A 25,533-nucleotide genomic window follows, 5' to 3' on the forward strand; every position below is an offset into this window, starting at 1 on the left:
CCCCAAAGCCAAGCCCCACGATTGCCACGTTTATCTTCTTCTGGCTCATGATGTAGTATGTCTTATTTACAGTTGAACAGATGTTTTACTTTGTCTCAGCGGTCGCTTTCTCCCTTGCCTCACGGCCGGCGGGTGCTGCGCCTTCGGCCCACTGCCTGAGGAACTGCAGTCCTTCGCGGGCGAAGTCGTCCTGGCTGGGCACCAGCGGGCGCCAGATGCACACCGCCCCGGCAAGCTCCTTCACCTCGGGAGTGAAGCTCTCGATGGAGACGGCGCCTTTGTAGTTTATCGCCTCCAGCCCCCGCCTGTAGGCGTCCCAGCGGGTCTGGCCCGTGCCGGGGGTGCCGCGGTAGTTCTCCGATACCTGCAGGTGGATGAGCTTGTCGCCGGCCAGGCGGATGGCCCGTTCGATGTCGGGCTCCTCGATGTTCATGTGGAAGCCGTCGAGCAGCACGTTGGCGGCCGGGTGGTCGATGTCCCGCACCAGGCGCATCACGTCCTCGGCCGTGTTCACCAGGTCCGACTCGAAGCGGTTGAGGGGCTCGAGGGCAATCTTCAGCCCCCGGTCTTCGGCCATCTGGCACACCTTGCGCAGGTTGGTCACCGCCCGCTCCCACTCGGCCTTCTTCTGCTCCGGGGAGACAAGGCGGGCCTTGCCCACGGCCGAGTACATGGGCCCAGCCAGGAAGCCGGCGCCCAGCGCCACGCAGATGTCCAGGCAGGCCTCTATGTAGTCAAAGCTGGTCTGGTGGTAGGCGGGGTCCTCGTGGGTCAGGTCGCGGCTGGGGCCGAAGGCGCCGCAGATAACCGGCCGCAGCCCGTTCTCCGCCAGCGCCTGCTTCACCTTCTCCACGTCCAGCAGGGCCGGGTCCTCCACCGGTATCTCCACCACCTCGTAGCCCATCTCCTTTATCTTGGGGAAGAGGGAAACTGTTTCTGTGCTGAAGGGCGAGGTCCAGAGCCAGGTGCTCACGCCGAATTTTATGTCTTGCAAACTCATTTAGCTATTCTTTTGTGATTTATGCCAGAGGCTTATATACTGTTCGCTTCTACTTTGATGATTCCGTTCATCAGGCGCCAGTGGCCCGGCACAGTACATACAAAAGGATATTCGCCCGGCTTGTCAGGCACTGTAAACACTAATGTTTCCCTTCCCTGCGGGTCCACTAGTCGTGTCGCCACAATCACTTCCGGTATCTGAGGCACATAGTTCTTCTCTGCTCCTTTCGGGTCTCTGGCCAGTGCATCGGCGGCCTTTCCTACCTTCTCCAGAGTCCCGGGTTTTGCGATGACGAAGTTGTGCTGCATGAAATCAGGGTTCTCAAAATTGATGGTCACCTTCTGGCCGGCCTTCACTGTAAAAGTCTCTTTGTCGAACTTCATCTCGTGCTCGATTACCTTGATGTTGATGGTGACTGCCTTTGCTGCTGTTTTGGCCGCAGCCGTTTTAGCGGCAGGCTTGGCTGATGAAGCTGTGGTTGTTTTATTACCCGCTTTGGATGCAGATGCCGCTGCTTTTTTATTTGTGGAGGCCATCGCTGTTTTTGCAGCAGGCTCTTTGAGGGCTAATATCCCGTCACTTCCAAAATCTCCCCGGAAGAAGAACCTGTTCGGGTAATCCCCGATTCTGTCCTCATCATCCAGGTCACGGCCTACGCGTACATCTGCCGGTGTCAGGGCCGAGGCAAACAACATTGGCGCCTTCCCCTTTGCCACCGTTTTGTCGTTCACGTCAATGCTCATGTTGCCCTCATTAAGGAGTCTGGCCACTACGTTAAATCTTTCTTCTGGCAGCGCAGCAGTAGTGGAGGCTTTATAAGTCTTGCCGTTCTGTTTTACTATCCAATGCAGTTTGTTGTCCTGCACATACAGGCTGTACCCTGCGTCTTTTCCACCCTGAGCCACTAATACGCCCTCTATTCCGTTACTTGACGGACCGATAGAAGCCTTTACTGTGATTTCCTTCCCGGTAACATCCGGTGGGAACATGATGGCGGCTCTCCTGTCGAGGTTGTACTGCTCCTGGCTCACGCTCTTCACGATTCGCTCTGATAAGGACAGGACAGAGTCAGGCTTGTGGGCCAGGTGCTCATCTTTCGGGGCTGCCCCGAAATAACCTGCCTGGTGCGTAAGTGCAGCCGCAAAGAATGCCTGCGGAATGTATTCATCCTCCGCGTTATCGGCATTCACACTTGCTTCGTACAACAGTTTTCCGGCTTCAGCGGAGGCAGGCATATCAGCAACGGCCAGCACAGCTGCCATTCTGGTTTTCATGTCCGGGTCTTTGATCAGGTTGGCCTCTATGATGTAGTTCAGGCTTCTCTCGTTTTCAGGCAGCACCTGCACGGCATTTTTTCTGACACCGGCAGCAGGGTGAGACAGAGCCTTCTTCACCACTTCCATTGCCTCTGCGTTAGAACCATCCAAAGCACCCAGTCCATGCAGCGTCCAGAGGGCGTGCACTGCCGGACTGTTCAGCCCGATCTCATCCATGCTTTGGTCATTTATAAGCTTGTACAGGCCTGGTATGGCATCTTTCTTCTGGTTCTCCACTAGCAGGCGCTGCGCCGTGGTGCGCCAGAACATGTTGTCGTGACTTAGCGCTGCCACCAGCCCTTCTGTATCGTCTTTTGAGAGCTGCATCGGCTCGTAAGGCTTGGCGCCTTTGTATACCACCCGATAGATGCGGCCGTGCTTGCTGTCTCTTAAAGGGTTGATGTAGGCATTGCCCTTCCCGTTCTCGAAACCGCGCGGGGTTGGGTTGTGCTGTATGATGAAGTTATACCAGTCGGCCACCCATACGGCTCCGTCCGGACCTACCTCTGCGTGCACCGGCGAGAACCACTCATCTGAACTGGCGAGCAGGTTATAGCCATTCTTTTCTGTGTAACCGGCTCCCTTGCGCTCCAGTATGGCGTTGTGCAGCACGCGCCCTGTTGGCTCAGCCACAAAGCCTACCCTGTTCCAATAGGACTTCGGATAGTTTCTGGCAGTGTATAGGTTGTGTCCGGCTGCCGCGGTATAACTTCCGTGCCAGTCAACCTGGCGCAGGTAAGGTGTCAGGTGCGGCATGTCGTAGTGAGAGTCTGTCCTGAAAACAGTGTTTCCGGACCCACCCACCAACACCCTCTTGATGTACTGGTTCGGCATGGCGAAGTAAGCACTGTGCAGGCCGTTGGCAGTAGAGATGAACACGTCAAACTCTTCGGAGAAACCCAGTCCCCAGGTGTTGTTTGTGGTTCTGCCCAGGTACTCCAGGTTCTCTCCGTCCGGGTCGAAGCGGTAAACACCTTGGCTGAAAGCAAGGTCCTGACCGCTTACAGTTCCTTTGAAGCCTGAGTAGCCCAGCACGCCCCATACTTTATTATCCAGGCCATACTTTAGGTTAGAGGGACCGGCGTGCGTATCGCTTTTGCCCCAGCCTGTGATGATGTTTTCCTTTACATCAGCCTTATCGTCTCCATCTGTATCCTTTAGAAAGACAAAGTTGGGAGCCATGGAGATAATTAAACCGCCGTTGGCAAATGTAAGGCTGGTCGGTATGTTCAGGCCATCTGCGAAAACAGTGAACTTGTCTGCTTTGCCGTCACCGTCTGTGTCCTCCAGTATTTTGATTCTGTCTTTGCCTACTCCCGCTTCGTCACGCACCTCGTTTGGGTAATCTTCTGTTTCAATTACCCAGAGGCGGCCTTTTTCATCCCAAGCCATGGCGATGGGGTTGATAATGTCCGGCTCAGAGGCAAAAAGCTGTAGTTCGAAGTCAGCAGGCACCTGCACCAGTTTCTGAGACTCCTCCGGAGAAAGTGGGTGCTGGAATTTAGGGGCTGGATCACGCTTCTCGTAGTTCGGGATGTCAGCCTCGCTGAATGTTGGGGTAGGAATATTCAGGCGCGCCAGTTGGTCTTTCGCCTTATCGCCTACCGCCCAAAGGATGCCCTGCTCCATCAGTTGATGAAAACCGGGGTTGTTCCAGGTGCGCTCGTCATGTCCGTAGGCGGTGTAGAACACCCTGCCCTCGCCCTGCTTTCTCACCCAGGTCCACGGCTCCCGGTGGCTCCCTTCTACGCGCTCCATCAGCACGGTCATATCCGGGTTTACCTTGGTGTGTACATATGTCTCGTCCCAGGTTGGAAACTCAGAAAGCCCCTTTACTACTTCATGCTCTGGCTTTATAATGTCAGCAACAAAAGTGGCCGTATCGTGCTTCAGAAACTGCCCGCCTACTGTATTGATATACCAGTCAGAGTTTTTAAACATGAAGGAAGCGCTGTGTACCGGAATCAGTCCTTTGCCACCTTCCACGAAGCCTTTCACCGCCTGCTCCTGCTCTGGCGTAATTTTTTCGTGGTTGGCGTAAATCATCAGGCCGTCATACTTGCTCAGGTTCTCTGGCGTCAGGTCCGCAGGATCGGCAGTGTATGTGATGTTAATCCCTTTCTGAAACAAAGGCATGGCCAGCATAGGCGCATATTTTTCGGAATTATGGTGCCTGCTGTTGTGCCCGAGAAAGAGAATCTCAACGCGCTTGGCAGGGGACAGCGCCTGTGCACTCTGTTCTGTTTGCGTCTTTTGTGAGCAGCCGCCCAGCAGGGTGCCTCCAAAAGCCAGTATGTACAGTAACTTCTTCATAAAAACAATTTTGTATGATACACTCTTTTGTTGGTATTTATGGTGTTCTATTGACACTTGTAACCATCCACATATTATGCTTGTGTTGCATTTTGCTAAAAGCAACTCTAGGCTCTAATCTTGTAAACTCAGCTAAATCAGGGAAAGGATTTTAGAAATGTTACTTCCACATTTCTAAATATATCTAAAAAAAATTTACTTACACAAATTAAAGCAAGCCCATAATTATTTTTTTTGTGATTAATCACTTAGATGCCCAAATACAGCCTAAGGTATTATCTTCTTTACTTCCCTGGCTGCTCATCTGAGCTGCACCTGTGCACTTACAGGAAGCCAACATAGCCTGAGTTAAAAAGGGTAAACCTGTTGAGCATTTGCAGGGAAGCCCGGCATCATTCAACTGCTACTTCAGGCCAGCCAGCACTATCCCATGCCAGTTCTTCTATCCTCAACTTTGATTTGCCTTTATCGGAAGCATCATATCCGTGGAATACCAGGTAATCCTTCCCATCAAAATTGTAAACAGAGTTATGTCCTACCCCATGCCAGTCCTTGTTGCCTGCTAACACAAGGGTGCCACCGCCTTTTGCCATGGAAGCACCCTCTTTGTCGAGGTATGGCCCTTTTACATCTTTGGCTCTGCCAACTACCATTTTATAAGTGCTGTTTTCGCCCTTGCAGCAATAATCAATAGAAGCGAACAAATAATAATAGCCATTCTTCTTAAAGATAAAAGGCGCCTCGATTGCATTACCGCCTGCCTTTACAGGCTTATCGCCTTCTGCAGGAGCATCCTTTTTGCGGCTTGCAATGGTAGGCAGATTATCTGTGCTTTCTGCGATGCTCATCCTGTCCTCCTTTAACTTCACAAGCTTTAAACCATCCCAGAACGACCCGAAAGAAAGCCACGGTGTGCCGGCATTATCAGTGATCAGGTTCGGATCGATGGCATTCCAGTTGGTTTCCCCTGGCACTGATTGAATAATTTTGCCATAGTCTACCCATTTATAATTTTCGTCGGTTGGGTTTAGGGTAGTATTCGTGGCCAGGCCAATGGCAGACGTGTTTTTACCAAATGCTGATACAGAATAGTATAGGTAGTACTTATCTTTATAATAGCTGATATCAGGTGCCCAGATGTGGTTTTTGAAAGTAGGAACTGCTTCAACGGCCCATGCGGGTGCCTCAGAAAACACGGCCTCTTCACGCTTCCAGTTCTGCATATCTTTTGATGACCAGACAGCTATCCCCCGACCTGTAGAGAAAAGGTAATAGGTATTGTCCTGCTTTATCATAACGGGGTCGTGCACAGCTATATTCTGCTGCATGTCCTGTGCTCTAGCCTGTAGAGCCAGCACCAGCAAAAACGACAACCAACATGCAAATTTCATAAGCTTTCCTGATTTAGATATCTGCAGACAACAAGGCAGCCTCTTTTAAAAAAGACCGGGCGGCTTGCGACATAACTCCCGCCACTGCATGTGACCACCCACTCATCTTTAAAGCTTAACAATATTCCTAATAAAATTTTAATAAGTATTACTCTTTCCAAGCCAATTCTGACTGTTTCTTGCTATCTTAGAGAGATTATCAGTGTATTCAGCGCATCATTAGGCACAATTAATGAAAGCAGCAGTCAGAAAATCAGCCATCCCAGGCTCGAAATCATTTCTTCTAAAAGAGCTCATTGCCCCTTACTTTGACCGAAGCTGGCACTTCCATCAGGAGTACCAGATTTTCCTGGTACAGGAAGGCAGGGGGACGCGTTTTGTCGGTGACAGCATCCGGACCTTCCGGGAAGGTGATCTTGTGTTCCTGGGGCCTAACCTGCCCCACCTTTGGCGAAGCGACAATGAATACCTCCATAAGAACAGTTTACTGCAGACAAGAGGCATCGTCATTTATTTTCAGGAAGATTTTCTTGGCGGCAGCATCTCTAAGAAAGAAGAACTGGAATCGCTTGATCATTTATTTAAAAGGGCTAAACAGGGGCTGGAGGTTCATGGCTATACAAAAAGTATGGTAAGCCATATGATGGTAGAACTGCTGCACCTGACAGGGGTAGAAAGCATTATTCAATTGCTCCGTATTATGAATACGCTGGCCCTCTCAGATGAATGTACTGAAATAGCACATGTTGGCTATATTAACCCGAGTACAGAAGCGGATACAGATCGTATCGGGCGGGTTTATGAGCACATCATGCTCCATTTTAAAAACAAGATAAGCCTCGAAGAAGTTGCTGCTATTGCTAATTTGTCACAAAGCTCCTTTAACCGTTATTTTAAATCGAGGGCTAATAAGTCTTTTTCCGACTTCCTGAGCGAGGTGAGGATTGGGCATGCCTGTAAACTACTGCATGAACAAGACCTGACGATAAGCCAAGTATGCTATGAGAGCGGCTTTAACACGCTCTCTAATTTTAACAAGCAGTTTAAAGATTTAACAGGCATTACGCCGTTGCAGTATAAGAAAGAACACCAAAAGCACCTATAGCATACTAGCTCTTTCGCAGCAGCAGGCTGCTATACGCTACATCTACCCGCTGCAGATAAGTTAGAAATTATTGAATATGTCCTTCCTTCCAATACACCTCACTGTGCCCGTCCGCATAGTTTCGGGTTGTGATAATGACCAGCGTCTGCGGATCTTTTAGAAAGAGTGAACTGTAGTATGCTCCTTCGTTCAAAGGCAGGTCTGGCCAGGGATAGCTGATGTTGGTAAAATTTTTGGCAACACTGTTGCCCACCAGCACCAGCATCGTGTTCTTTTTCCAGTCAGAACCTATGGCTCTGCCGCCTCTGTCCTGCACCGACAGCACCGTTTCACCGGTCGGCAACTGAATAATGAAAGGGGCTCCTCCCCATATAGGTTCTCTTGTGGCAAGCCAGCGCCTTTCATTTTGTATGGTACCTACACCTGCATAATCCCACCTCGCCTCCAACGATGACCATACAATCCAGGGGGAGGCTGTGTTGTTTACAGACTCAACAGGAAAAACAATGCCTTTCTCATCCTGCAGCACAAGCGGTACCGCCATGCCATCGCGCATACCCGGTGTATAGGCCACCTGAACAGGATGAGACCAGGTAGCTCCGTTATCCGTGGAACGCACCATCAGTATCTCCTGCTGCTCGGCTGTGGCGCCCGGCCCGGCCCACCAACGGGCCTCACTGGAATAGAAGAGTTCTATTTCACCATCCGGCAGTAGTATCATGGCAGGCTCCCAAGAGCGGCCGGTCGCTACTATCTGGGGCGGGCCAAATGTCCAGCCTCTGTCCTTGCTGACACGGATCTGAATATTAGCGTGTGCATTATCATCGGGGTTACCACGACCGGTGTAGGCCAGTATCACATCTCCGTTTTGGAGCGTGATCAGCTCCGGGTTAGCAAATCCGTAGTAGTTGGGGTTGTCGTCGGCCACAATGGTTTCTGCCTCAGACCAGGTGTTACCGCCGTCAATACTCCTTCTGATGGCGATATTGTCCCACTCATTCTGAAAAGGACCAAAATGATAGGTGAACAAAACGGTATCTCCTTTTACCCTGTGTGCCCGCCCGTACTCAGCAAAATACACGTCATGCGACATCTTCATGGCATCCTCTTCCCAGGTGATATTCAGGCTGGGCGTGGAGGTATCTACCGGCGGCAGGTCATCTGGCGCAGCCGTGACGGGAGTCGGGGTAACGGGGTTAGTTTTCGGGTCCTCTTTGCAGGAAACTAAAAACAGATGCCCTAATAGAAGTACAAGAACTTTAATTTTGAGAAACTTCATACTTTTGGAGTTAGATTTATTCTGGCAGCTTAGCCTTCTACTGCGTGAACAGGTTGCCAGCTATATAAAAAATCTCAGGGTTCTGAAAGTTGCCGGAGCAACTTTCAGAACCCTGAGATAAAGTGTAAGCCTTAGTAATTCGGATTCTGCTCTAAGTTCGGGTTAATGTCAACATCCCGCTGTGGAAGAGGCAACAAGCGGTGCCTGTTAAGCACAAAGTTTGCAAAACCAGGATCTCGCTGAATGAGTTCATTTAGTTTCTCCTGGCTCTCAAAGTAACCCCATCGGTCCAGGTCGTTCCAACGGTGACCTTCACCGGCTAATTCTGTTACTCTTTCGTGCTCAATCTGCTCATGGAACTGCTCCTGCGTCATGCCAGGTCTAACCTCTGAGAGAGGAGCAAGGTTTGCTCTTTCTCTTACCCGGTCTACATACGGATATGCTTCCTGTGTTCTTCCCAGTTGGTTCAGCGTCTCGGCATACATCAGCAGCACATCCGCATACCGGAGAAAGCGGTAGTTATTGGCGGAGCGGAATCCTTCTCCTGTACGACCTGGTTCAGCATCGTTGGCAAACTTTCTGAGCCATACCCTTGTGTCGTCCAGGCCGTACCGTTGCGCAAACGTCTGCCCATATATCATGCTAAACTCAGGCCCCCGCACATCCGTCGAGTCGAAGAAGAAGGAAGCTTCCAGACGAGGGTCTCTTTCCCCGTTCACAGTTTCCTCTTCATGAAACTCATTTACCACCCAACGGTGAAATTCAGCATCGGAGAAACCCACGTTGGCCGGTGCGATAAACTGGGCAAGGGGCGAACCGTAGTTCTGGTTTGGTGTTTCGGTATCCTCAGGCGTATATTCTGACTCGTTGGTTGCTAACTGCCATTCAAACACCGACTCCATATTGTTTTCTGTTGATGCCAGGAAATTATCACGGTAGTTAGGCATCAGATCATAAATGTCACTGCCCTCTCCTTCTACTAACCACTGCAGTGGCTCTAAGGCGGCCTCATAGTTCCGCGTTTGCATGTATACTTTCGCCAGTAGGGCATTTGCTGCCCCTTTTGTAACACGGCCTACGTCTTCGCCACTGTAGGTGGTTGGGAGCCCCTCTGCCGCCTCTCTCAGGTCCTGAGCTGCCTGTGCCCAAACTTCCTCTCTTGTAGCATTTGGTGGCAGGTCTGTTGGAGTAGAAGGCTCCAGTATAAGCGGTACATTGCCGTATAAGCTGGCCAGGTTATAGTAAAAAAAGGCCCTAAGAAATTTTGCTTCCCCAAGCAAGCGTGCCTTCAGAGACTCATCCATTTCTATTTCGGGTATATTGGCCAGGGCCTGGTTTGCCCGAAAGATTCCTACATAGTTATCGGAATAAACCAGGTTTGTCCTTCCGAAGTTGTAGTCTGTAATCAGGAACCTGTCCATGTTGTTCGGAATAGCCGAGTCAGGGCTGCGGCTAAAAGCCTCATCGGAACGCACTGTGTAATAAAACCACTGCCACAGCACCATCCGGTCGCGGTGCAGGGTACTGTAAACAGCATTTACCCCCTGTACCGCATCCGTTGAGTTCTGCCAGAAAACTGTTGTGGTAGGCGCATTCGGATTCACAATATCTAAGTCATTCTCACAACTAGACAGTGTCAAGCCGGCTGCCAACGCAAAATATAGTATCTTTTTCATAAAGAAGTTCTTCTATTTAATACCTAAAACTCAAAGTTTAAACCTAGCGAGTACACCCGACTCGCTGGCCAGTTACCGGCATCCAGGCCTCTCTCCAGAATGCCAGCACCGGTTACATCGGGGTCAAGACCTGAGTAGCCTGTAAAGGTTAGCAGGTTCTGACCACTGATAAACACGCGGGCATTATCGGTGTGAAGGCGGCTCAAGAAAGTTGCCGGCAGGCTATAACCTATTTCGAGGTTACGGACCCGCACATAGGAGGCATCCTCCAGCCAGCGGTCGCTGGCGTAACGGTTATTCAGCGCTACGCCCTCTTCTGAAGGTCGGGCTAACCGTGGGTCTGAGGTGTTAGTGTTCGTAGGCGTCCAGGGACTTAAGTCGCTTCGGAAATTGGTGTTCTCGTATGAGTCCAGGACTCTTCTCACATCGTTGAACACAGTATGGCCGAACACCCCCACCAGTTGCAGGTTGAGTGTAAAGCCACCGTAAGAGGCATTGAACTGAGCTCCCGTTTGCAGGGTAGGCCATGGTGAGCCGGCAAAAGTGCGGTCCTCGTCATTTATCTGGCCATCGTCGTTCAGGTCCACAAAACGGATATCACCGGGTTGAGAGAAAGGCTGTATCAACTCTCCAGCTGAATTCGTATGATTCAGCACTTCTTCCTCGCTTTGGAAGATACCGTCAGTTTCCACCACATACCACTCACCGATACCGCGGCCTATTTGAGAACGGGTTGCACCAGCTTGCAAGTAATCTATTCCTTCGCCCAGGTTACCAACATCCTCTACCCTGTTCCTGATTGTGGTAAAGTTAGCTGACACATCCCACTTGAAGGCATTCTCCATACTGCGGTAAGTGGCAGACACCTCCACTCCACGGTTGCTGATAGAAGCTGCGTTCACAAATGGGTCACCACCCAGGTTACCGGTGTAGAACGCAATTGGCAGTCGCACTAACACATCCTCAGACAGGGAATGATAATACTCAGCAGTCACAAGTATTTTATTATTCAGGAAGGCTGCGTCAAAACCAATGTTCTGAGAAGTCCTTATTTCCCAACGCAAATCCGGGTTCACCAGACTTGCCTGGTAGGCACCTACAGCAATGGTCTGATTATCAGCCCCAAAAACAACACGCGGGTTATTATTAATTACCCCAATATAATCCCATGACCCAACTGTAGCGATGCCCAGCTGCCCGTAAGAAGCCCGAAGCTTCAGGTCAGATAACCAATCAAGGTTCAGGAACTCTTCATCACTTATTCTCCAGCCCAAAGCCACAGATGGGAAAAACTTGCTTCGATTATCTGCCCCGAAGCGAGAGTCCTGGTCGTAGCGGCCGGTGAGCGTTAGCAGGTACTTATCATTAAAGGTATAGTTTATTCGTCCCAAGGTACCGTTGAGGCGGTAATCCTCTAATATTTCGCCCTCTGATGTCTGATCACCAATACCAGAACTGATTGTAGTGAAATATTGATTACCAAAATTTACCAGTTCATTGCGACGCGCTTCCATTCTGTCCCTGTTGGTGCGCTGCTGGGTGTATCCGACTACACCATTGATTTCGTGGAGTCCGAATGACTTATTGAAATTAAGTGTATTTTCGAAGAGCAGCGAGTAAAAGCTCTGCCGATCCTGATAAACGTGGCTTGGCTCGTATGCCTGGGCCAGAACCCAGTTGCCGGGTGTCCGGACATTTTGATGCCAATCAAAGCCTCCATCAATACCTGCATTGAAGCGGTAGCTCAACCAGTCGGTGATTTCCACATCGGCATAAGCATTTCCTACCAGCCTGGAGAATCTGTGTGTGGTGTTAAAAAGCTCTGTCATCGCAATATAGTTCCATGCGTAAATAGGGGCTGCCGATTGGTCTCCTAATCCCCAGCCACCAGGGTTATCCGGAAGACTAACTAAAGCCGGGTCCCTCACCGGGATAACAGGAAGTAACTGCGGCATGTCATAAAAAGGATTTGCCAGTAAAGGCCGCTCTTCCCAGGAATGTGTCAACACCAGATTCTCACCAAAGGTTACTCTGCCTTTTTTACCCTGCGTATTCACGCGCGCACTAACGCGGTCAAATTGATTGCCGACTACAACGCCTTCATTTGTAAAGTATGATCCGGAAATTAAATAGTTTCCGGATTCTGAACCGCCTGACAACGTAACATTGTAATCAGCCAGTGTACCTAGCTGTGTTATCTCATCCTGCCAGTCTGTGTCTGTCACGGTCCAGTGCCTTACGCTGTTAGGGCCGGTAGCAGGAGGGGGGTTAAGGGAAACACTGGCGGGTGGTGTAGCACCGGAGTTTTCATACTGCAGCCTTTGCGTCGCTGCAAACTCCTCTGAGTTCATCACGTCCCATCGCCTTGGCAGCTGCTGTACACCATGTTTTACAGAAACACCGACTCTGGCCGGCCCTTCTTTTCCTCTTTTAGTTGTAATGATGATAACACCGTTACCGGCCCTTGAACCATAAATAGCTGCCGCAGAGGCATCTTTCAGGATCTGGATCGATTCGATATCGTTGGGATTCATTGTAGGAGTCGCTTCTGCAATCATCCCGTCAATCACATACAGGGGATTTGTATTTGTAAAGCTGGCAACTCCGCGGATATCAACGGCTGCGCCTGCTCCCGGCCGGCCTGAGTTACGCACGGTTACCCCTGGGGCCAAGCCTTGTATTGACTCCGCTACGGTAGCGGCTGTAACACGATTAGCTGCTTCCGGACTTACAACAGAGGCCGCACCCGTCAGGTCTTTCTTCTGTATGGTCTGGTAACCGATCACCACCACCTCTTCGAGTGCTGTTACATCGGGTGCTAGCTCCACGTTAATAGTGCTCCTGTTGTTTATCGGCACTTCCTGTGCCGTGTAACCGATGTAGGAGAAAATGAGGGTTCCTTCCTCCTGTCCATCAGGCACAGTTAATGTGTAGTTGCCTTCAACATCTGTGATAGCACCTACAGACGTCCCTTCTAAGGCTACACTTACTCCTGGTAAACCGGTACCGTCTTCGTCTGTCACTCTACCGGATACAGTGATGGCAACTGCTTTCTCTGACTTAACAGCCGATTTTACAGCCAGCACGATGCTCTCATTCTGGGTAGCAGACGGAAGCAGAGGTGAATTATTCTTTAGCTTCTCAATAAACAAATTCTTGTCAGGCAACGGCCCTGACATTGCCGTGAGCGCCTGCGCATGGGCGGGAAATTGCAGCCCGGCACACAGCACTACTGGCATCAGTAGCGGAAATTTGCGGAAAGGTTTCATCATGTAGTTTTAAATTTGTGTGTGTGTGTAGTGTATTATCTGGAATTACTTCTATCCTATTTAACCTGGTGGCGGGTTCACACTGGCTTTTTATAATTTTGACCATTCCTCTTTTTTGGTTTTTAAGACGAAATAACACCTTCAACGCAGTGCAGATTTTTATCCGTTTAACCGGAATACACTGCTGACCTTATTCTGACCATACCAGCCCTTGATAAGGTGACCTTCTATGCTGATTATCTTGCTGTACCTGGGCTACCGAGGTAAGTGGGGCGTCTGAGCTAATTATCTTATTACAAATCATACAGATTTCATTAGTGAGCAATCAACTTCTTGCTCGGTTCAGTAAAAGGCATGAGTAAAAGAAACTGTCGCCGAGCATTTGTATTCGATGTTATCTTTCACGCTTTCTTCTTTCTCCCGCCCTTTTTTGCTTCATTCACCTGCTAAGCTGCCAGCGCATCCGCTTTGTTAAAAGAAGGTGCGCCACCTATTTCTTTATGACATTTTAACCCTGACAACATCAACAAAGCAAAGCTGCTTCTGCTGAGGGCTCAGTGTCAGGCTTTTCGAAAGAGTACTCCTGATTCAGGTTGTTGCTCTGTAAAACAGTGATAGCACCTCTTTGTTAGAGCCTTTTCACACCGTACACCACAAACTCACTCTGCAGCTGCTTATCTGAGGTGTTCACCACTTTCAGAATCAGCTCATTTGTGTTTCTATCAATTGTGGCAGAAGCATAAGTTCCGCCCTGGCCTGCTACCGGCTTATTATTCAGCAGCACCGTCACTATATCGATGAGCTTTAGCCTGCCAGACAAAGCCTGTGAGTAACTACTCAAATATAAGCGTCTTTTTGACGATTAAAAAATATTTAACAGAAAACAGGCCTGAGCCCCTGGAGGAACCGGTTGTTTTTCAGCACAAAACACAGTATCTACACCCACTTGTAGGTTATACGATACTTTTATTTTATTGTACTCCAGAAAACTGGAGGTCACTTTTCATTTCTTGCTTCAGTCGCCCCTCCGGTTACCTTAGGCCAACCGTTCTTGTCCCAGCTTAGCTTTTCTATTCTAAGCTTTGGCTTGCCCTTGTCTGCTGCGTCATATGCATGGAAAACCAGGTAGTCCTGCCCGTCAAAATCATATACGGAGTTATGCCCGACGCCATGCCAGTTACTATCGCCTTCCAGGAGCAGACTACCGCCCCCTTGCGTCATCTTCTTCCTTTCTCTGTCAATATAAGGCCCGGTCACCTTCTCAGAGCGGCCAACAACCATTTTATAGGTGCTTTCAGGGCCGCGGCAGCAATAGTCAAAGGAGGCAAAGAGATAGTAGTAGTTACCCTTTTTATAAATAAAGGGCGCCTCGACAGCACCATTGCCTGCGTATCTTTCATCTAATGTATCGATGCGCTCCCGCTGCACAACCGTATGCCACTCCTGCGGATTTTCCGCTACAGAAAGCAGGTCTTTCTTTAGCTTCACGATTTTCAGCCCGTTCCAGAAAGAGCCAAAAGACAGCCACGGCTGGCCCTGTTCATCAAGAATCAGGTTAGGATCAATGGCATTCCACATATCCCGCCCCGGCACCGACTGCACCACAATACCATGATCCAGCCATTTATAGTTCGGGTCATTGGAGTCCAGCGTCGTATTTGTCGCCACTCCGATAGCAGAAGTATTTTTACCGAATGCAGATACAGAGTAGTAGAGATAATACTGACCGTTGTGGTTAGCAATATCCGGAGCCCATATATGATTCCTGAAACCCGGCACCACGTTGCTAACCCATCCCGGAGCCTCTTCAAAAACAGACTTCTCTCTTTCCCAGTTTACCATGTCTTTCGACGACCACACCGCTATACCTCTCCCTGTGGCGAAAAGATAGTAGGTATTGCCCTGTTTAGTCATCACCGGATCATGCACAGAAATCTGCTTGCTCTGTTGTATCTGAGCAAACGCAGAAGGCACTGCCGCCAGCAGGAAAGCAAGTAGTACCACTAACCTTAGCACGCCTGCTTTTTTCAGGTTATACAACATAGACTTGGTTTTTATTTATAAAACATCCTTATGAGTGCAAGAAACAACGGCGAGAGAAAAGCACTGTACCTGCTCTTTACCGTAACAATCAAAATACCCCTTGCTACTACTAACGCTTCTTTCCCCATATAGCAGTGCCCTGCTCATCCAATCCTGTAAAAAGCAGTGTGCTGGCCTCTTTATTTTCCCAGTCTCTTCCTCGTTCCACATACACCTTTTCGGTGCTGCCACTGCTCCATTTCAGTTCCAGCCAGGGAGACTGATATGCCCAGGTACTGGCGGGGTCGGTGTTAAGTGTGCCATCTGCATTCAACTTTAAGCTGGTAGCTACCTGAAAGTCGGGAGAAGTCTGCTCGTTGGCATAGCCGGGCACAATATTATACTCCAGCACTATCCGCTCCCAGTCTCCAGCCAGTTCATCGGCAGCAACTGCCGTTTGTTCTACATCCGCGTAGCGCTCCGGAGATACCACAGGCCAGCCACCTTCCGTCCAGTGTATTTTGCGCACGTGCAGCACCATAAAGAATTTGTTCTCACCCGGCCTTCCCTGGTGCGCCATGTAATACTGCCCGTCATCTGCTCTGAACACAGCAGGATGCGAGGTGCCCTGCCAGCCACTGTGGCCCATAAACTGGTAAGGCGCCAGAATCATCGGCAGGTTATCCTCTGCCTCGTTTAGATCGTTTCCATTGAAATCATAAAAAGGGCCTTCCGGGGAATCACTGCGGCCAACGCGCACGTTGTATTTTGTCTCCAGCCAGTCGTAGGAGATAAAGAGAAAGTACTTGTCCTGTTCCGGGTTGTAGATAACCTCCGGCCCCTCTATATTGCCGTTAATGCTGTTTCCGGTGAAGCCTCTTTGGGCTATTCTCCGGCCTTTGTCACCTGCCGTTGCAGCTAAGCCTGTGGCAGCGTCCAGTTTCAGCACGTAGATGCCATCCCAGGCGGAACCATAGTAAAACCAATGGTCACCAGCTTTGTCTACCACTACTGCAGGGTCGATAGCGTTGGTTTGTATGCTGTTATCGTTAAGGGATGTCACCACCAGGTCCTTCTCTACCCAAGGCCCTTCCGGACTGGAGGATGTAGCCAGGCCAATGACACTTAAGCGCGGAGTGGGCTCAGGCGAGGACAAAGAGTAATAAAGCCGGTACTCGTTCCCAACTTTCATGATATAAGGTGCCCACAAAGAGTTGAATGGAGTACCTCCGCGCTGCGTAATGAATTCGCGCCCTTTTTGAGGCAAGCCGTCAAAGGCCAGCCCTACATACTGCCAGTCTATCAGGTCTTTTGACCTTCGGACCTGTATGCCTGCCGGCACTCCACCTCCAAACGCGACATCTGTACTGTAACTGTAGTAGTATTCCCCCGCCTTGATAATGGACGGGTCATGCGTGTTGTAGGGCCCCCACCTGTGGCGGAACTCATAAGGCGCAATGTTAGCGTAGGTGTCGTTAAGCTGGTCTATATCAAAGTCCGGGACATTTACTACAGGAGGAGTTGTGCCCGGCCCGGTTGGCACCGGCTCGTCCTTCTCCTTTGAGCAGGAAAACATGCCCATACTTAGTAAGCAGGCAGCAGCTACTGCGAATAACCTCCCCCGTTTCTTCTCCATCATATTGTTTTACTCTGAAAGTACTCTTCCCGTTGCTGTATTAGCTTAGCAATTCGCTTTTATTAATGTATTTTTTACATTTATAAAATGTAGTAAAAAAAACAGGCAAACTTCTATATTGTTTACCTGTTTTTTAGAAGCTATATATACTGTAAATGGCTGCTTTGGTTTTAAAAAAGAACTGCTGTTCAAACACTTACTTCCTTCTGTTCTTTTTTGCCGCGGACTTTGTGCCCTCTTTTGCTGGCGCCACACCTTCCGTTGTCATCACAACGCGCTTCATCGTTTCATCAGGGTTATAAAAGATTTCATCTATGGCCACTGAGCGGCGGAAACTACCCCCGTTCGGCTGGATGCCACCGGTATGGTATATGAAGTACGTTTTCCCTTTGAAGTCAATAATGGCCTGGTGATTTGTGTTTGAGTTACCTGCCAATTCATTTAAAATGCCTTTATACTCCCACGGTCCCTCAATGCTCTTGCTCATGGCATAAGCGGTCTTTTCAGGGAACTGGTAGGCATAGGAAAGGTAGTAGTTGCCCTTGTGCTTGTGCACAAAAGGAGCTTCGGTAAAATGAGGGAGGTTGTCAATCGTTTTGATCGGGCCATCCAGCTCTACCATATTATCCTTCAGTTTAGCGTAATAGGCTTTGGTATTGCCCCAGAACAAATATGCCTGGCCGTCATCGTCTATAAAAACAGTAGGGTCAATATCATCCCAGTCGATGGAGGTTCCGGTGGTCATATCATTTGTGATAAGCGCTGAACCTCGGGCATCTTTAAAGGGACCTATAGGGCTTTCGGCAACGGCAACACCTATGGCCTTTCCTGGCTTGGTATCGTCGTGGGTAACGGTTACATACCAGTAGAACTTGCCATCTTTCTCGGTAACCTCTGCTGCCCAGGCGTCGCCCTTAGCCCATTTAAAATCAGATGGTTTTAAAGGCACCGGGTGCTCTGTCCAGTTTTCCATGTCCGGTGACGAAAATACCAGCCATTCGTTCATCCTGTAAAAATGAAAGTCGAGCGGTGCTTCGTCGTGACCGGCATATAAATACACCTTTCCGTCGTGCACAAGGGCTGCCGGATCAGCAGTATACTTGTGTGTGATAATTGGATTGCCGTTCGCTTTGAACACCGTATCCGCAGGAGCGGAAACGGTGCCCGCCGATGCGGGGGCGGCAGCAAGTAATGCTACCGCCACAGCCAACGAGCTGGTTATACTGCTTATTTTCTGGGAAAACCTCATCTACTTTATTCTGATTGTTTGCCTTGTACTCTTCCTATTCTATCCTTCGGCTCTATCTATTTCAGTTCCAGCACAACCACAGAGAATGGTGGCAGCTTTACAGTCAGGTTATTGCCTCTTAGCCTGGCGCCTTTAAAGTTCTCCGGCTTAATGTTGTTCGGGTTATCGAAGGAGTTATAATCCTGCAGCTTCTTAGACGTCAGCGCACGGCCTGTTATATTCTTATACTTTGCACCATCAATGTTGATGGTAACATCCTGTGCTTTTTTGGAATCGATGTTTACAAGCGAGATATGCGTCAGCCCGTTCTTATCTCTGGAGGCCGAACCAGACACGGCCGGCAGCTTCTCGTTGCCCATTGTATAATCCTGGCTCTTGATATTCAGAGGCAACCAGCTGGCGTCCTGGTGCACATTGTACATCTCCATCACGTGGTAAGTAGGCGTCAGGAGCATTTTCTCCTCGTCCGTCAGGATAACCGCCTGCAGCACGTTGATGGTCTGTGCCAGGTTGGCCATGCGCACGCGGTCGCTATGGTTATTAAAGATATTCAGGGTAGTACCGGCTATCATGGCATCGCGCATGGTGTTCTGCTGGTACAGGAAACCTGGATTGGTGCCCGGCTCCACTTCATACCAACCACCCCACTCATCCACCACCAGGGCAATTTTTTTCTCCGGGTCATACTGGTCCATGATGGCAGTGTGCTTGTTTATCAACTCATCCATAAACAGCGCCCGTTGCATGGTTGTAAAATACTGCTGCTCAGTAAAAGTAGTGGAAGGTCCTTTTTTATCCCAGTCAATCACTGCATAATGGTGCAGCGCCACTCCTTCTATCAGGTTCTTGGGGATGTTCTTCATCAGCACCTCCGTCCAGTGGTAATCAGCGGAATTGGCACCGGAAGCTATGCGGAAGAGGCCGCCTGAGTTGGTCCAGTCAGACACGAACGTGGCATATTTGCGGTACTCGTTGGCATAGTACTCTGCCGTCATGTTACCGCCACAGCCCCAGGCTTCATTGCCAATCCCCCAGTATTTCACGTTCCATGGTTCATCACGACCATTCTCACGGCGCAGGTTCGACATCGGGCTCTCGCCGGCAAAGTTCACATATTGTACCCAGTCCGCCAACTCCTGCACCAGACCGGTGGCCATGTTGCCCGCCAGGTAAGGCTCCGTCTCCAGCAACTCGCACATGTTCAGGAAATCGTGCGTACCGAAGCTGTTATCCTCGGTTACACCACCCCACCAAGCATTTACGATGGTAGGACGCTCTTCTTTCGGGCCAATGCCATGCTTCCAATGATAAGTATCAGCAAAGCAGCCGCCGGGCCAGCGAAGGTTCGGAATCTTCAGTGTCTTTAGAGCTGCCACTACATCATTTCGCACACCTCTTGTGTTCGGGATTTTCGTGTTGTCTTCCCCTACATAAAAGCCTCCGTAAATAGAGCGCCCCAGGTGCTCGGCAAAGTGCCCGTAAATATGACGGCTGATGACCCTGTCTGTGTTCGTTGGCACCTTTAGTTCGCCGGAGTTCTGCGCGTAAACCGTGAAGCTGCAGACAAGCGCCAGGCAAACTGCTAGTATTCTTTTCATGTTAAAGCTTGAGTTGGTGTAAATCATAAAAGAAAGGGTATTATACTTCAATACTTTTTAAATGTTATTTTTACATTTATAAATATAGGCCATTAATTACATCAAAAGCAAGTATAGCTTTATTAAACGTGCTAAAAAAGTGAGCACTACCTTCTAAAAATATTCTGGCTTGCATTTATTATCCCTCCAACCCGATGCGTGTTGAGCGAAGTAAGCTTTTATTATATCGCTTTTGAGCGTTTCCCCTCGTGCAAAAGTAGTGAAGGAGCCCGGGCAAATACTGCCTGCCGCTATTCAGAACCTAAACTCAGCACGTTGCTAAAAACTTCAGGATCGACTTCAGGTACTTTTTAGATTAACCTCACCTTGTGCAAGACTTAGCTACACTTATGCTCTATGGCAGTTTATATTTTGCACAAGGCAAAGCTGCAGCGGCACCCTTCTCCACCTTTGGCTCTGTCCGCGAACTAAACTGGTTCCGGCTATCCGTTGGCGGAGCCTCGCTGGAAGAATCAAGATATTTTTTGAACGGCTGCAGGAGGCATTGCAGAAGCTGAAGCAGAGGGACAGCTGCTTACAGACAAGAGTCTGTAAGGCAGAAAAGCCGCTGCAAATTATACTGCAGCGGCTTTTTGTGTTGTGGCTTTAGCCTTATAGCAGAATCTGCCGGCTTATACTTTCTTCCAGCGAAATCAGGGTTTCCGTGCGTTGTACGCCCTCTACTGCCTGCAGCTTTTCGTTCAGCACTTCGCGCAGGTGTTTGGTATCGCGGCAGATAAGCTTGGCAAACATGCTATAGGTGCCTGTGGTATAGTGCAGCTCTACCACCTCCGGTATCGCTTTTAACTGCTCCACGGCATCTTTGTACTCTGAGCCTTTCTCCAGGAATACCCCGATGAAGGCACAGATATCAAAGCCTACCGCCGCCGGGTTAACCAATAGTTGGGAGCCTTTTACCACCCCCATCTCGTTCAGCTTCTTCATCCGAACGTGAATAGTACCACCCGAAACGCCTAACTCTTTGGCGATATCAGTATAAGCACGAGTTACATCCTGCATCAGCAGCCTCAAAATCTGCTTATCCAGATTATCGATTTCATAATTCATAAGCTCCTATACTTGCTGTTTTTGACAATGTTTCAAATATAACATCTATTTCATATAAATATATCAATTGTGAAAAATATATTTATCGTATTATCAATTAAGCATTAGGGTCATTATATTTGTTAAGTATAAAATTGGAAGATCTTAATAAATCCGCAAAATAATGGAGCAACAAACCACAGGAACACCAACAGCACTGGATGCTACACTGAGTCACCTAAGTCGTACTGTTCTGCCAAAAGTTTTGCAAGTGCAGCAGGGCATTATTCGCGCCACGCATGAATTCATGTTTAAGAAAGGCCTGACGCAGCTCATGCCGCTCATGCTCTCTCCCATTACCGACCCGTTGAACCATGGCGTGGTAGATGCCACCATCCAATACGCCGGGCAACACTGGAGCCTGACCAAGTCCATGATTTTTCATAAGCAACTGGCCTTGCTGCACGAAGACCTGGATAGTATTTACATCATATCACCCAATGTGCGCCTTGAGTTCGCAGACCGTGCCGACACGGGCCGCCACCTGTTTGAATTCACGCAGATAGATTTCGAATTCAAGGGCAAAGACCGCTTCTTTGTGATGGAGTTTATGGAAGAGCTGGTGAACTTTGTTTTTGCCCGCCTTAATTCAGAAATACCGGAAGTGCTGCTGGAACTTCGCGGGGAGCTGCTGCCACAGTATGAGCAATGGCCGGTGTTCCGAACCGAAAAACTGGAAGCTAGCTTAGGGCCTGATTATGAGCACCTTCAATCGAAAGAGGCCACTACTCCCTTTTGGTTGCAGAACCACCGCCGCGAATTTTACGACAAGGAAGATCCAAAGAAGCCCGGTACCTACCTGAACTATGACATGATATGGCCGGAAGGTTACGGAGAAGGATTATCCGGAGCGGAGCGCGAGAATGAGTATAACCAGATTCGCAAACGCATGGAAGATGTTGGTACGGACGAAAACATTTTCAGGCATTATTTAGAAGTCGCGAAAGAAGGCGGCTTACCTAAATCTGCCGGCGGAGGCTTTGGTGTAGAACGGATGACGCGCTTTATATGCCGCTTAAAAGATGTAGACGAAGTAACTGTTTTCTCGCGCAAGCCTTTTACTCCCGCTATATTTTAGCTCTGCTGACCAAAGCTGCGCAATAGTCCCAGCGGGACGGCCTGTTGATAGAGTTAACCCCTGTATTGCTTTAGCTCCAGCGGAGCGACCTGTATGATGAATTTACAGGTCGCTCCGCTGGAGCTAAACTGCTTATGGAACATTGACTACCAACAGGACGTCCCGCCGGGACTAGAACACACTGGATAGGGCTTGGCAATCCGTTAATGATGGCCTGCCGTTAATGAACACAAGCTTTCACTTTGCCTTAGAAGTATAATAAGAGCTTGTTTCAATGAGCAGGCTCTATTATAAGCAACTCTTCAAAGCTAACCGCAGCACTGCCACTTCCCGTAGTAAACACGTACAGCAAATTAAAACAAGCTTATGCTAACCGGACGTGTAAACGCACCTGAAATAAAAACGGAATACGGCTGGCTTAACACCAGCCGCGACTGGTCTATCAAAGACTTCAGAGGCAAAATCGTGCTCCTCGACTTCTGGACCTTCGGCTGTATCAACTGCCAGCATATTGTGCCGGACCTGAAGCGACTGGAGGAGGAGTTTGCCGATGTGCTGGTGGTGGTGGGCGTACACTCCGCCAAGTTCGATGCCGAAAAGCAGAGCGAGACCATTCAACAGGCTATCCGGAAGTTCGGCATTGAGCACCCCGTTGTGAACGATGCGAATTATAAGCTGTGGAACGAATATGGTATACGGGCCTGGCCGACCACTGTGCTCATCGATCCAAACGGGAAGGTAATAGGGCAGCATGCCGGGGAAGGCGTGTACCAGACGGTGCAGCCTTATATTCAGAAACTGAAAGAGGAGTTCGAAGGCAAATTAAACCGGGAGCCGATCGATTTCCAGGCAGAACAGCGCAAAGAGGAGACGGTGCTATCATTCCCATCTAAGCTTATCAGCGATAACGATGGCAATATTTATCTATCTGACAGTGGCCACAACCGCATCCTGAAACTGAACCAGGAAGGCCAGGTGCTGGAGGTAATAGGCAGCGGCAGACAGGGCTTCGACAACGGCAGCTATACTAAGGCAAGCTTTTACGAGCCACACGGCATGGCGCTGCATGGCCATTTTCTGTATGTGGCCGATGCCAAGAACAACGCCATCCGGAAAATAGACTTAGCGCAACGGCACGTAAGCACTGCCGCAGGAACAGGGGAACTAGACTACTATTTTATGGACGATAAGGTGGACGTGCCCGTCAATCCGAACAGTCCCTGGGACCTGCTGCTGCTGGAAGACAATATCTATATTGCCAGTGCCGGCAACCACCAGATTCTGCGCATGGACCTCAGCACTGAAAAAGTGTACCGTTTCGCCGGCAATGGCCATGAAGCACTTGCAGACGGCCATTTACTCGAGGCAGCTTTTAACCAGCCCAGCGGGTTGGCTAACAACGGCCCAGTGTTGTATGTAGCTGATGCCGAGGCCAGCGCCATCCGGACTGTGCACACAAACACCGGCATGGTGCTCACGCCGCTGGGAAAGGGCTTGTTTGATTTTGGGGATGTGGACGGCCACGTAGACGATGCGCTGCTACAGCATTGTGTGGGCCTGGATATTATTGACAGCAACGTATACATAGCCGACACTTATAACGGCAAAATAAAAATGCTGAATATGAGCAGGCTGCGCGTGCACACGGTAACAGACGGGCTCAGCGAACCCAATGATGTTCTGTTCTTGAACGGGCAGCTGTGGGTAACCAGCACTAACAGTCACCAAATCTTCAAAGTAGAGCCACATACCGGGGAAAAGGAGGAGCTGGTGGTACGGCTATAAGAAAGCACGCGCACAATTCCCTTTCAAGAACCAACGTATCTTTTTTACGCCTTCACGTTCTCTGCCTGCTCTGATGTGAGGGAGACTCGCAGCTTCTGGAAGAAACGGAGTGTGACCTGGAAAATAGGGCTGATGATAAAGGTATAGAAGAACGTAACAATGAATACAGGTCCGCCTAAAAGCCAGCCGATGCCGAGCACGATACACTCCACCACAATACGCGCACGGCTCACCGATAGCTTTGTTCTTTCGGCAACGGAAAGCATGAACCCATCTCTCGGACCTGCTCCTACGCCTCCTGCTACATATAAGCCTGCTCCTATTCCTACAATGACAATAGAGCAGGCAAGCTGCAGGTAATCCCAGGGCGTGTGGGAGGCATCCGGCAGAATCCCCACCCACAGGAAAAAATCCATGATAGGACCAATGAGCAAGGCGTTCAGGAAAGTACCAATGTTGATGTACTTCTTGTTCATGTACCAAGACACTACCACCACCAGCAGCCCCACTACAACGCTCCATGCGCCAATGGTAAGGCCAAACTTCTGGTACAGCGCCACATTCAGCACCTCCCAGGGATGCAGGCCCAGGTACTTTACTTTAACAGCAATGGCATTGCCAAAGCCGAATAAGATCAACCCCAGAAAAAAGAAAGTATACTGTATAACCCGATCGCGCATTTCTCAATAGCTAGTGCTTCGCACCTGTGTATAAACAACAAAAGCGCCGCAAGAAAGCAATTTTATACGGGAACAGCTCAAAAAGAAGGTAAAGCTCAGGCATTGGGTGGGCAATGTTGTAGAAATAATAACTGCTGCTATGCGCATGAGTCCCAGCGGGACGATCTGTTGACAGAAAGAAATTCATTCCTTCTCCAGCTCCAGCGGAGCGGCCTGTAAATGTATTCTAAACAGGCCGCTCCGCTGGAGCTAAAGGTGTCTTTAAGCCATCATACTATCAACAGGTCGTCCCGCTGGGACTAAAGAATAAGCTGATGCGGTTCCGCCTAATGTTACATGAGAATATACAAATGAAAAATGCCCTACGCAGCGGCCTGTTTTGCAAGTTGCGTTTTTACCCGCAGGGCCTGCTGTATATGGCGTTCCTCGTGCAGCACTACAAACTCCAGCGCTTCCCCTATTCGCAGCTTCAATAACTTGAAAAATTCCACGGGCACAGCTTTTTTATGCAGGTTGGCTTTGCCAGCACGTTTTAGCAGGTGCAGCAGCCCCTCCTGGTGCTTCAGAAACTCTTTTACTGTGGCAGGCCCGAGGGAGCTGTTGTTCGGGTTCATGTGCTTCACGGTCTTATGCTTCTTTGCATGCTGCGGCCGCACCATCTCCAGTGACTTCATCCCGAGCCAGCTGTAGCTTATACTTTGTACATCATCAGCAGCAGCAGCGTTAGCTTCGATAGCCTTGGCGAGGGCAGGATTGTAGTAGCGGCTGTAGCGGTTCAGGTGCTCCAGGCATTCCAGTATACTCCAGCTATCAGGAGCAGCTTTGAAGTTGAGGGCACTCAAGTCCAGCGATGCAAGTTCGGAGCTTACGGTTTGGGACAGGCTGCGTGTAATCCGGGTTAAGCTCTCTAAAGTGTTCATAGCGTTAACGTTTTATGTTGATAGAGCAAATGCAAGACACAAGCTGATTTGATTTAATCCAAATCAAGAT

General features: G+C 49.5%; 17 protein-coding genes. 3 read left to right on the forward strand and 14 right to left on the reverse strand.

The features are described from left to right. Positions 1 to 85: 85 nt before the first annotated feature. From DXT99_RS21310 to DXT99_RS21320, 3 genes are all read right to left on the reverse strand, one after another. Entirely contained in the window at positions 86 to 1,000 is a 915-nt protein-coding gene (locus tag DXT99_RS21310; RefSeq protein WP_115567622.1) for a sugar phosphate isomerase/epimerase family protein, read from the reverse strand. Between the two features lie 32 nt (positions 1,001 to 1,032). Continuing rightward, positions 1,033 to 4,629: a PVC-type heme-binding CxxCH protein gene (locus tag DXT99_RS21315; protein WP_115567623.1), complete on the reverse strand. Its 3,597-nt coding sequence runs from the start codon at positions 4,627 to 4,629 to the stop codon at positions 1,033 to 1,035. A 392-nt stretch (positions 4,630 to 5,021) separates the two neighbouring features. Next, positions 5,022 to 6,020, reverse strand: a complete 999-nt coding sequence (locus DXT99_RS21320) for an arabinan endo-1,5-alpha-L-arabinosidase (protein ID WP_115567624.1) — start codon at positions 6,018 to 6,020, stop codon at positions 5,022 to 5,024. Positions 6,021 to 6,252: 232 nt separating this feature from the next. Here DXT99_RS21320 and DXT99_RS21325 point away from each other — a divergent pair, with 232 nt between their 5' ends. Beyond that, positions 6,253 to 7,125, forward strand: a complete 873-nt coding sequence (locus tag DXT99_RS21325) for an AraC family transcriptional regulator (RefSeq protein ID WP_115567625.1) — start codon at positions 6,253 to 6,255, stop codon at positions 7,123 to 7,125. Between the two features lie 67 nt (positions 7,126 to 7,192). Here DXT99_RS21325 and DXT99_RS21330 read toward each other — a convergent pair whose 3' ends face one another. The 9 genes from DXT99_RS21330 to DXT99_RS21370 all read right to left on the reverse strand — a co-directional run bounded on the left by DXT99_RS21330 (position 7,193) and on the right by DXT99_RS21370 (position 20,961). After that, a complete protein-coding gene (locus DXT99_RS21330) occupies positions 7,193 to 8,404 on the reverse strand; it encodes a sialidase family protein (RefSeq protein WP_115567626.1) in 1,212 nt (403 codons plus the stop codon). A 131-nt stretch (positions 8,405 to 8,535) separates the two neighbouring features. Next, complete coding sequence (locus DXT99_RS21335; protein WP_115567627.1) at positions 8,536 to 10,080, reverse strand: RagB/SusD family nutrient uptake outer membrane protein; 1,545 nt, start codon at positions 10,078 to 10,080, stop codon at positions 8,536 to 8,538. 23 nt (positions 10,081 to 10,103) lie between these two features. Beyond that, positions 10,104 to 13,352, reverse strand: a complete 3,249-nt coding sequence (locus tag DXT99_RS21340) for a SusC/RagA family TonB-linked outer membrane protein (RefSeq protein ID WP_246000919.1) — start codon at positions 13,350 to 13,352, stop codon at positions 10,104 to 10,106. A gap of 625 nt (positions 13,353 to 13,977) precedes the next feature. After that, entirely contained in the window at positions 13,978 to 14,190 is a 213-nt protein-coding gene (locus tag DXT99_RS21345; protein WP_147294271.1) for a hypothetical protein, read from the reverse strand. A 155-nt stretch (positions 14,191 to 14,345) separates the two neighbouring features. Beyond that, complete coding sequence (locus tag DXT99_RS21350; protein WP_115567629.1) at positions 14,346 to 15,392, reverse strand: arabinan endo-1,5-alpha-L-arabinosidase; 1,047 nt, start codon at positions 15,390 to 15,392, stop codon at positions 14,346 to 14,348. Between the two features lie 109 nt (positions 15,393 to 15,501). Then, positions 15,502 to 17,010, reverse strand: a complete 1,509-nt coding sequence (locus tag DXT99_RS21355) for an arabinan endo-1,5-alpha-L-arabinosidase (RefSeq protein ID WP_246000920.1) — start codon at positions 17,008 to 17,010, stop codon at positions 15,502 to 15,504. A gap of 193 nt (positions 17,011 to 17,203) precedes the next feature. Further along, positions 17,204 to 18,211: a glycoside hydrolase family 43 protein gene (locus tag DXT99_RS21360; protein WP_246000921.1), complete on the reverse strand. Its 1,008-nt coding sequence runs from the start codon at positions 18,209 to 18,211 to the stop codon at positions 17,204 to 17,206. Positions 18,212 to 18,312: 101 nt separating this feature from the next. Next, positions 18,313 to 19,854: an alpha-N-arabinofuranosidase gene (locus tag DXT99_RS21365; RefSeq protein ID WP_115567676.1), complete on the reverse strand. Its 1,542-nt coding sequence runs from the start codon at positions 19,852 to 19,854 to the stop codon at positions 18,313 to 18,315. A gap of 651 nt (positions 19,855 to 20,505) precedes the next feature. Next, positions 20,506 to 20,961 (reverse strand): Lrp/AsnC ligand binding domain-containing protein, encoded by a 456-nt coding sequence (locus DXT99_RS21370; protein WP_115567631.1) that lies wholly within the window; start codon positions 20,959 to 20,961, stop codon positions 20,506 to 20,508. A 163-nt stretch (positions 20,962 to 21,124) separates the two neighbouring features. Here DXT99_RS21370 and DXT99_RS21375 point away from each other — a divergent pair, with 163 nt between their 5' ends. Both DXT99_RS21375 and DXT99_RS21380 read left to right on the forward strand, forming a co-directional pair. After that, a complete protein-coding gene (locus tag DXT99_RS21375) occupies positions 21,125 to 22,078 on the forward strand; it encodes an asparagine synthetase A (protein WP_115567632.1) in 954 nt (317 codons plus the stop codon). Between the two features lie 366 nt (positions 22,079 to 22,444). Then, positions 22,445 to 23,863 (forward strand): thioredoxin-like domain-containing protein, encoded by a 1,419-nt coding sequence (locus tag DXT99_RS21380; protein WP_115567633.1) that lies wholly within the window; start codon positions 22,445 to 22,447, stop codon positions 23,861 to 23,863. A 44-nt stretch (positions 23,864 to 23,907) separates the two neighbouring features. Here the strand turns inward: DXT99_RS21380 and DXT99_RS21385 are convergent, their stop codons facing one another. After that, on the reverse strand, positions 23,908 to 24,543 hold the full coding sequence (locus tag DXT99_RS21385) for a YczE/YyaS/YitT family protein (RefSeq protein ID WP_115567634.1): 636 nt from the start codon (positions 24,541 to 24,543) through the stop codon (positions 23,908 to 23,910). Positions 24,544 to 24,905: 362 nt separating this feature from the next. After that, complete coding sequence (locus tag DXT99_RS21390; protein ID WP_115567635.1) at positions 24,906 to 25,463, reverse strand: DinB family protein; 558 nt, start codon at positions 25,461 to 25,463, stop codon at positions 24,906 to 24,908. Between the last annotated feature and the right edge of the window lie 70 nt (positions 25,464 to 25,533).

The sequence above is a fragment of the Pontibacter diazotrophicus genome, from assembly GCF_003367245.1.
In the GTDB taxonomy this organism is placed as follows: Bacteria; Bacteroidota; Bacteroidia; order Cytophagales; family Hymenobacteraceae; genus Pontibacter; species Pontibacter diazotrophicus.

Excerpts from the sequence above, each read along its gene's own strand:
- DXT99_RS21380 (WP_115567633.1), top strand. The coding sequence starts at position 22,445 with ATGCTAACCGGACGTGTAAACGCACCTGAAATAAAAACGGAATACGGC.
- DXT99_RS21370 (WP_115567631.1), bottom strand. The coding sequence starts at position 20,961 with ATGAATTATGAAATCGATAATCTGGATAAGCAGATTTTGAGGCTGCTG.
- DXT99_RS21390 (WP_115567635.1), bottom strand. The coding sequence starts at position 25,463 with ATGAACACTTTAGAGAGCTTAACCCGGATTACACGCAGCCTGTCCCAA.
- DXT99_RS21320 (WP_115567624.1), bottom strand. The coding sequence starts at position 6,020 with ATGAAATTTGCATGTTGGTTGTCGTTTTTGCTGGTGCTGGCTCTACAG.
- DXT99_RS21350 (WP_115567629.1), bottom strand. The coding sequence starts at position 15,392 with ATGTTGTATAACCTGAAAAAAGCAGGCGTGCTAAGGTTAGTGGTACTA.
- DXT99_RS21310 (WP_115567622.1), bottom strand. The coding sequence starts at position 1,000 with ATGAGTTTGCAAGACATAAAATTCGGCGTGAGCACCTGGCTCTGGACC.
- DXT99_RS21375 (WP_115567632.1), top strand. The coding sequence starts at position 21,125 with ATGGAGCAACAAACCACAGGAACACCAACAGCACTGGATGCTACACTG.
- DXT99_RS21325 (WP_115567625.1), top strand. The coding sequence starts at position 6,253 with ATGAAAGCAGCAGTCAGAAAATCAGCCATCCCAGGCTCGAAATCATTT.
- DXT99_RS21335 (WP_115567627.1), bottom strand. The coding sequence starts at position 10,080 with ATGAAAAAGATACTATATTTTGCGTTGGCAGCCGGCTTGACACTGTCT.
- DXT99_RS21330 (WP_115567626.1), bottom strand. The coding sequence starts at position 8,404 with ATGAAGTTTCTCAAAATTAAAGTTCTTGTACTTCTATTAGGGCATCTG.
- DXT99_RS21385 (WP_115567634.1), bottom strand. The coding sequence starts at position 24,543 with ATGCGCGATCGGGTTATACAGTATACTTTCTTTTTTCTGGGGTTGATC.
- DXT99_RS21365 (WP_115567676.1), bottom strand. The coding sequence starts at position 19,854 with ATGAAAAGAATACTAGCAGTTTGCCTGGCGCTTGTCTGCAGCTTCACG.
- DXT99_RS21340 (WP_246000919.1), bottom strand. The coding sequence starts at position 13,352 with ATGATGAAACCTTTCCGCAAATTTCCGCTACTGATGCCAGTAGTGCTG.
- DXT99_RS21315 (WP_115567623.1), bottom strand. The coding sequence starts at position 4,629 with ATGAAGAAGTTACTGTACATACTGGCTTTTGGAGGCACCCTGCTGGGC.
- DXT99_RS21355 (WP_246000920.1), bottom strand. The coding sequence starts at position 17,010 with ATGATGGAGAAGAAACGGGGGAGGTTATTCGCAGTAGCTGCTGCCTGC.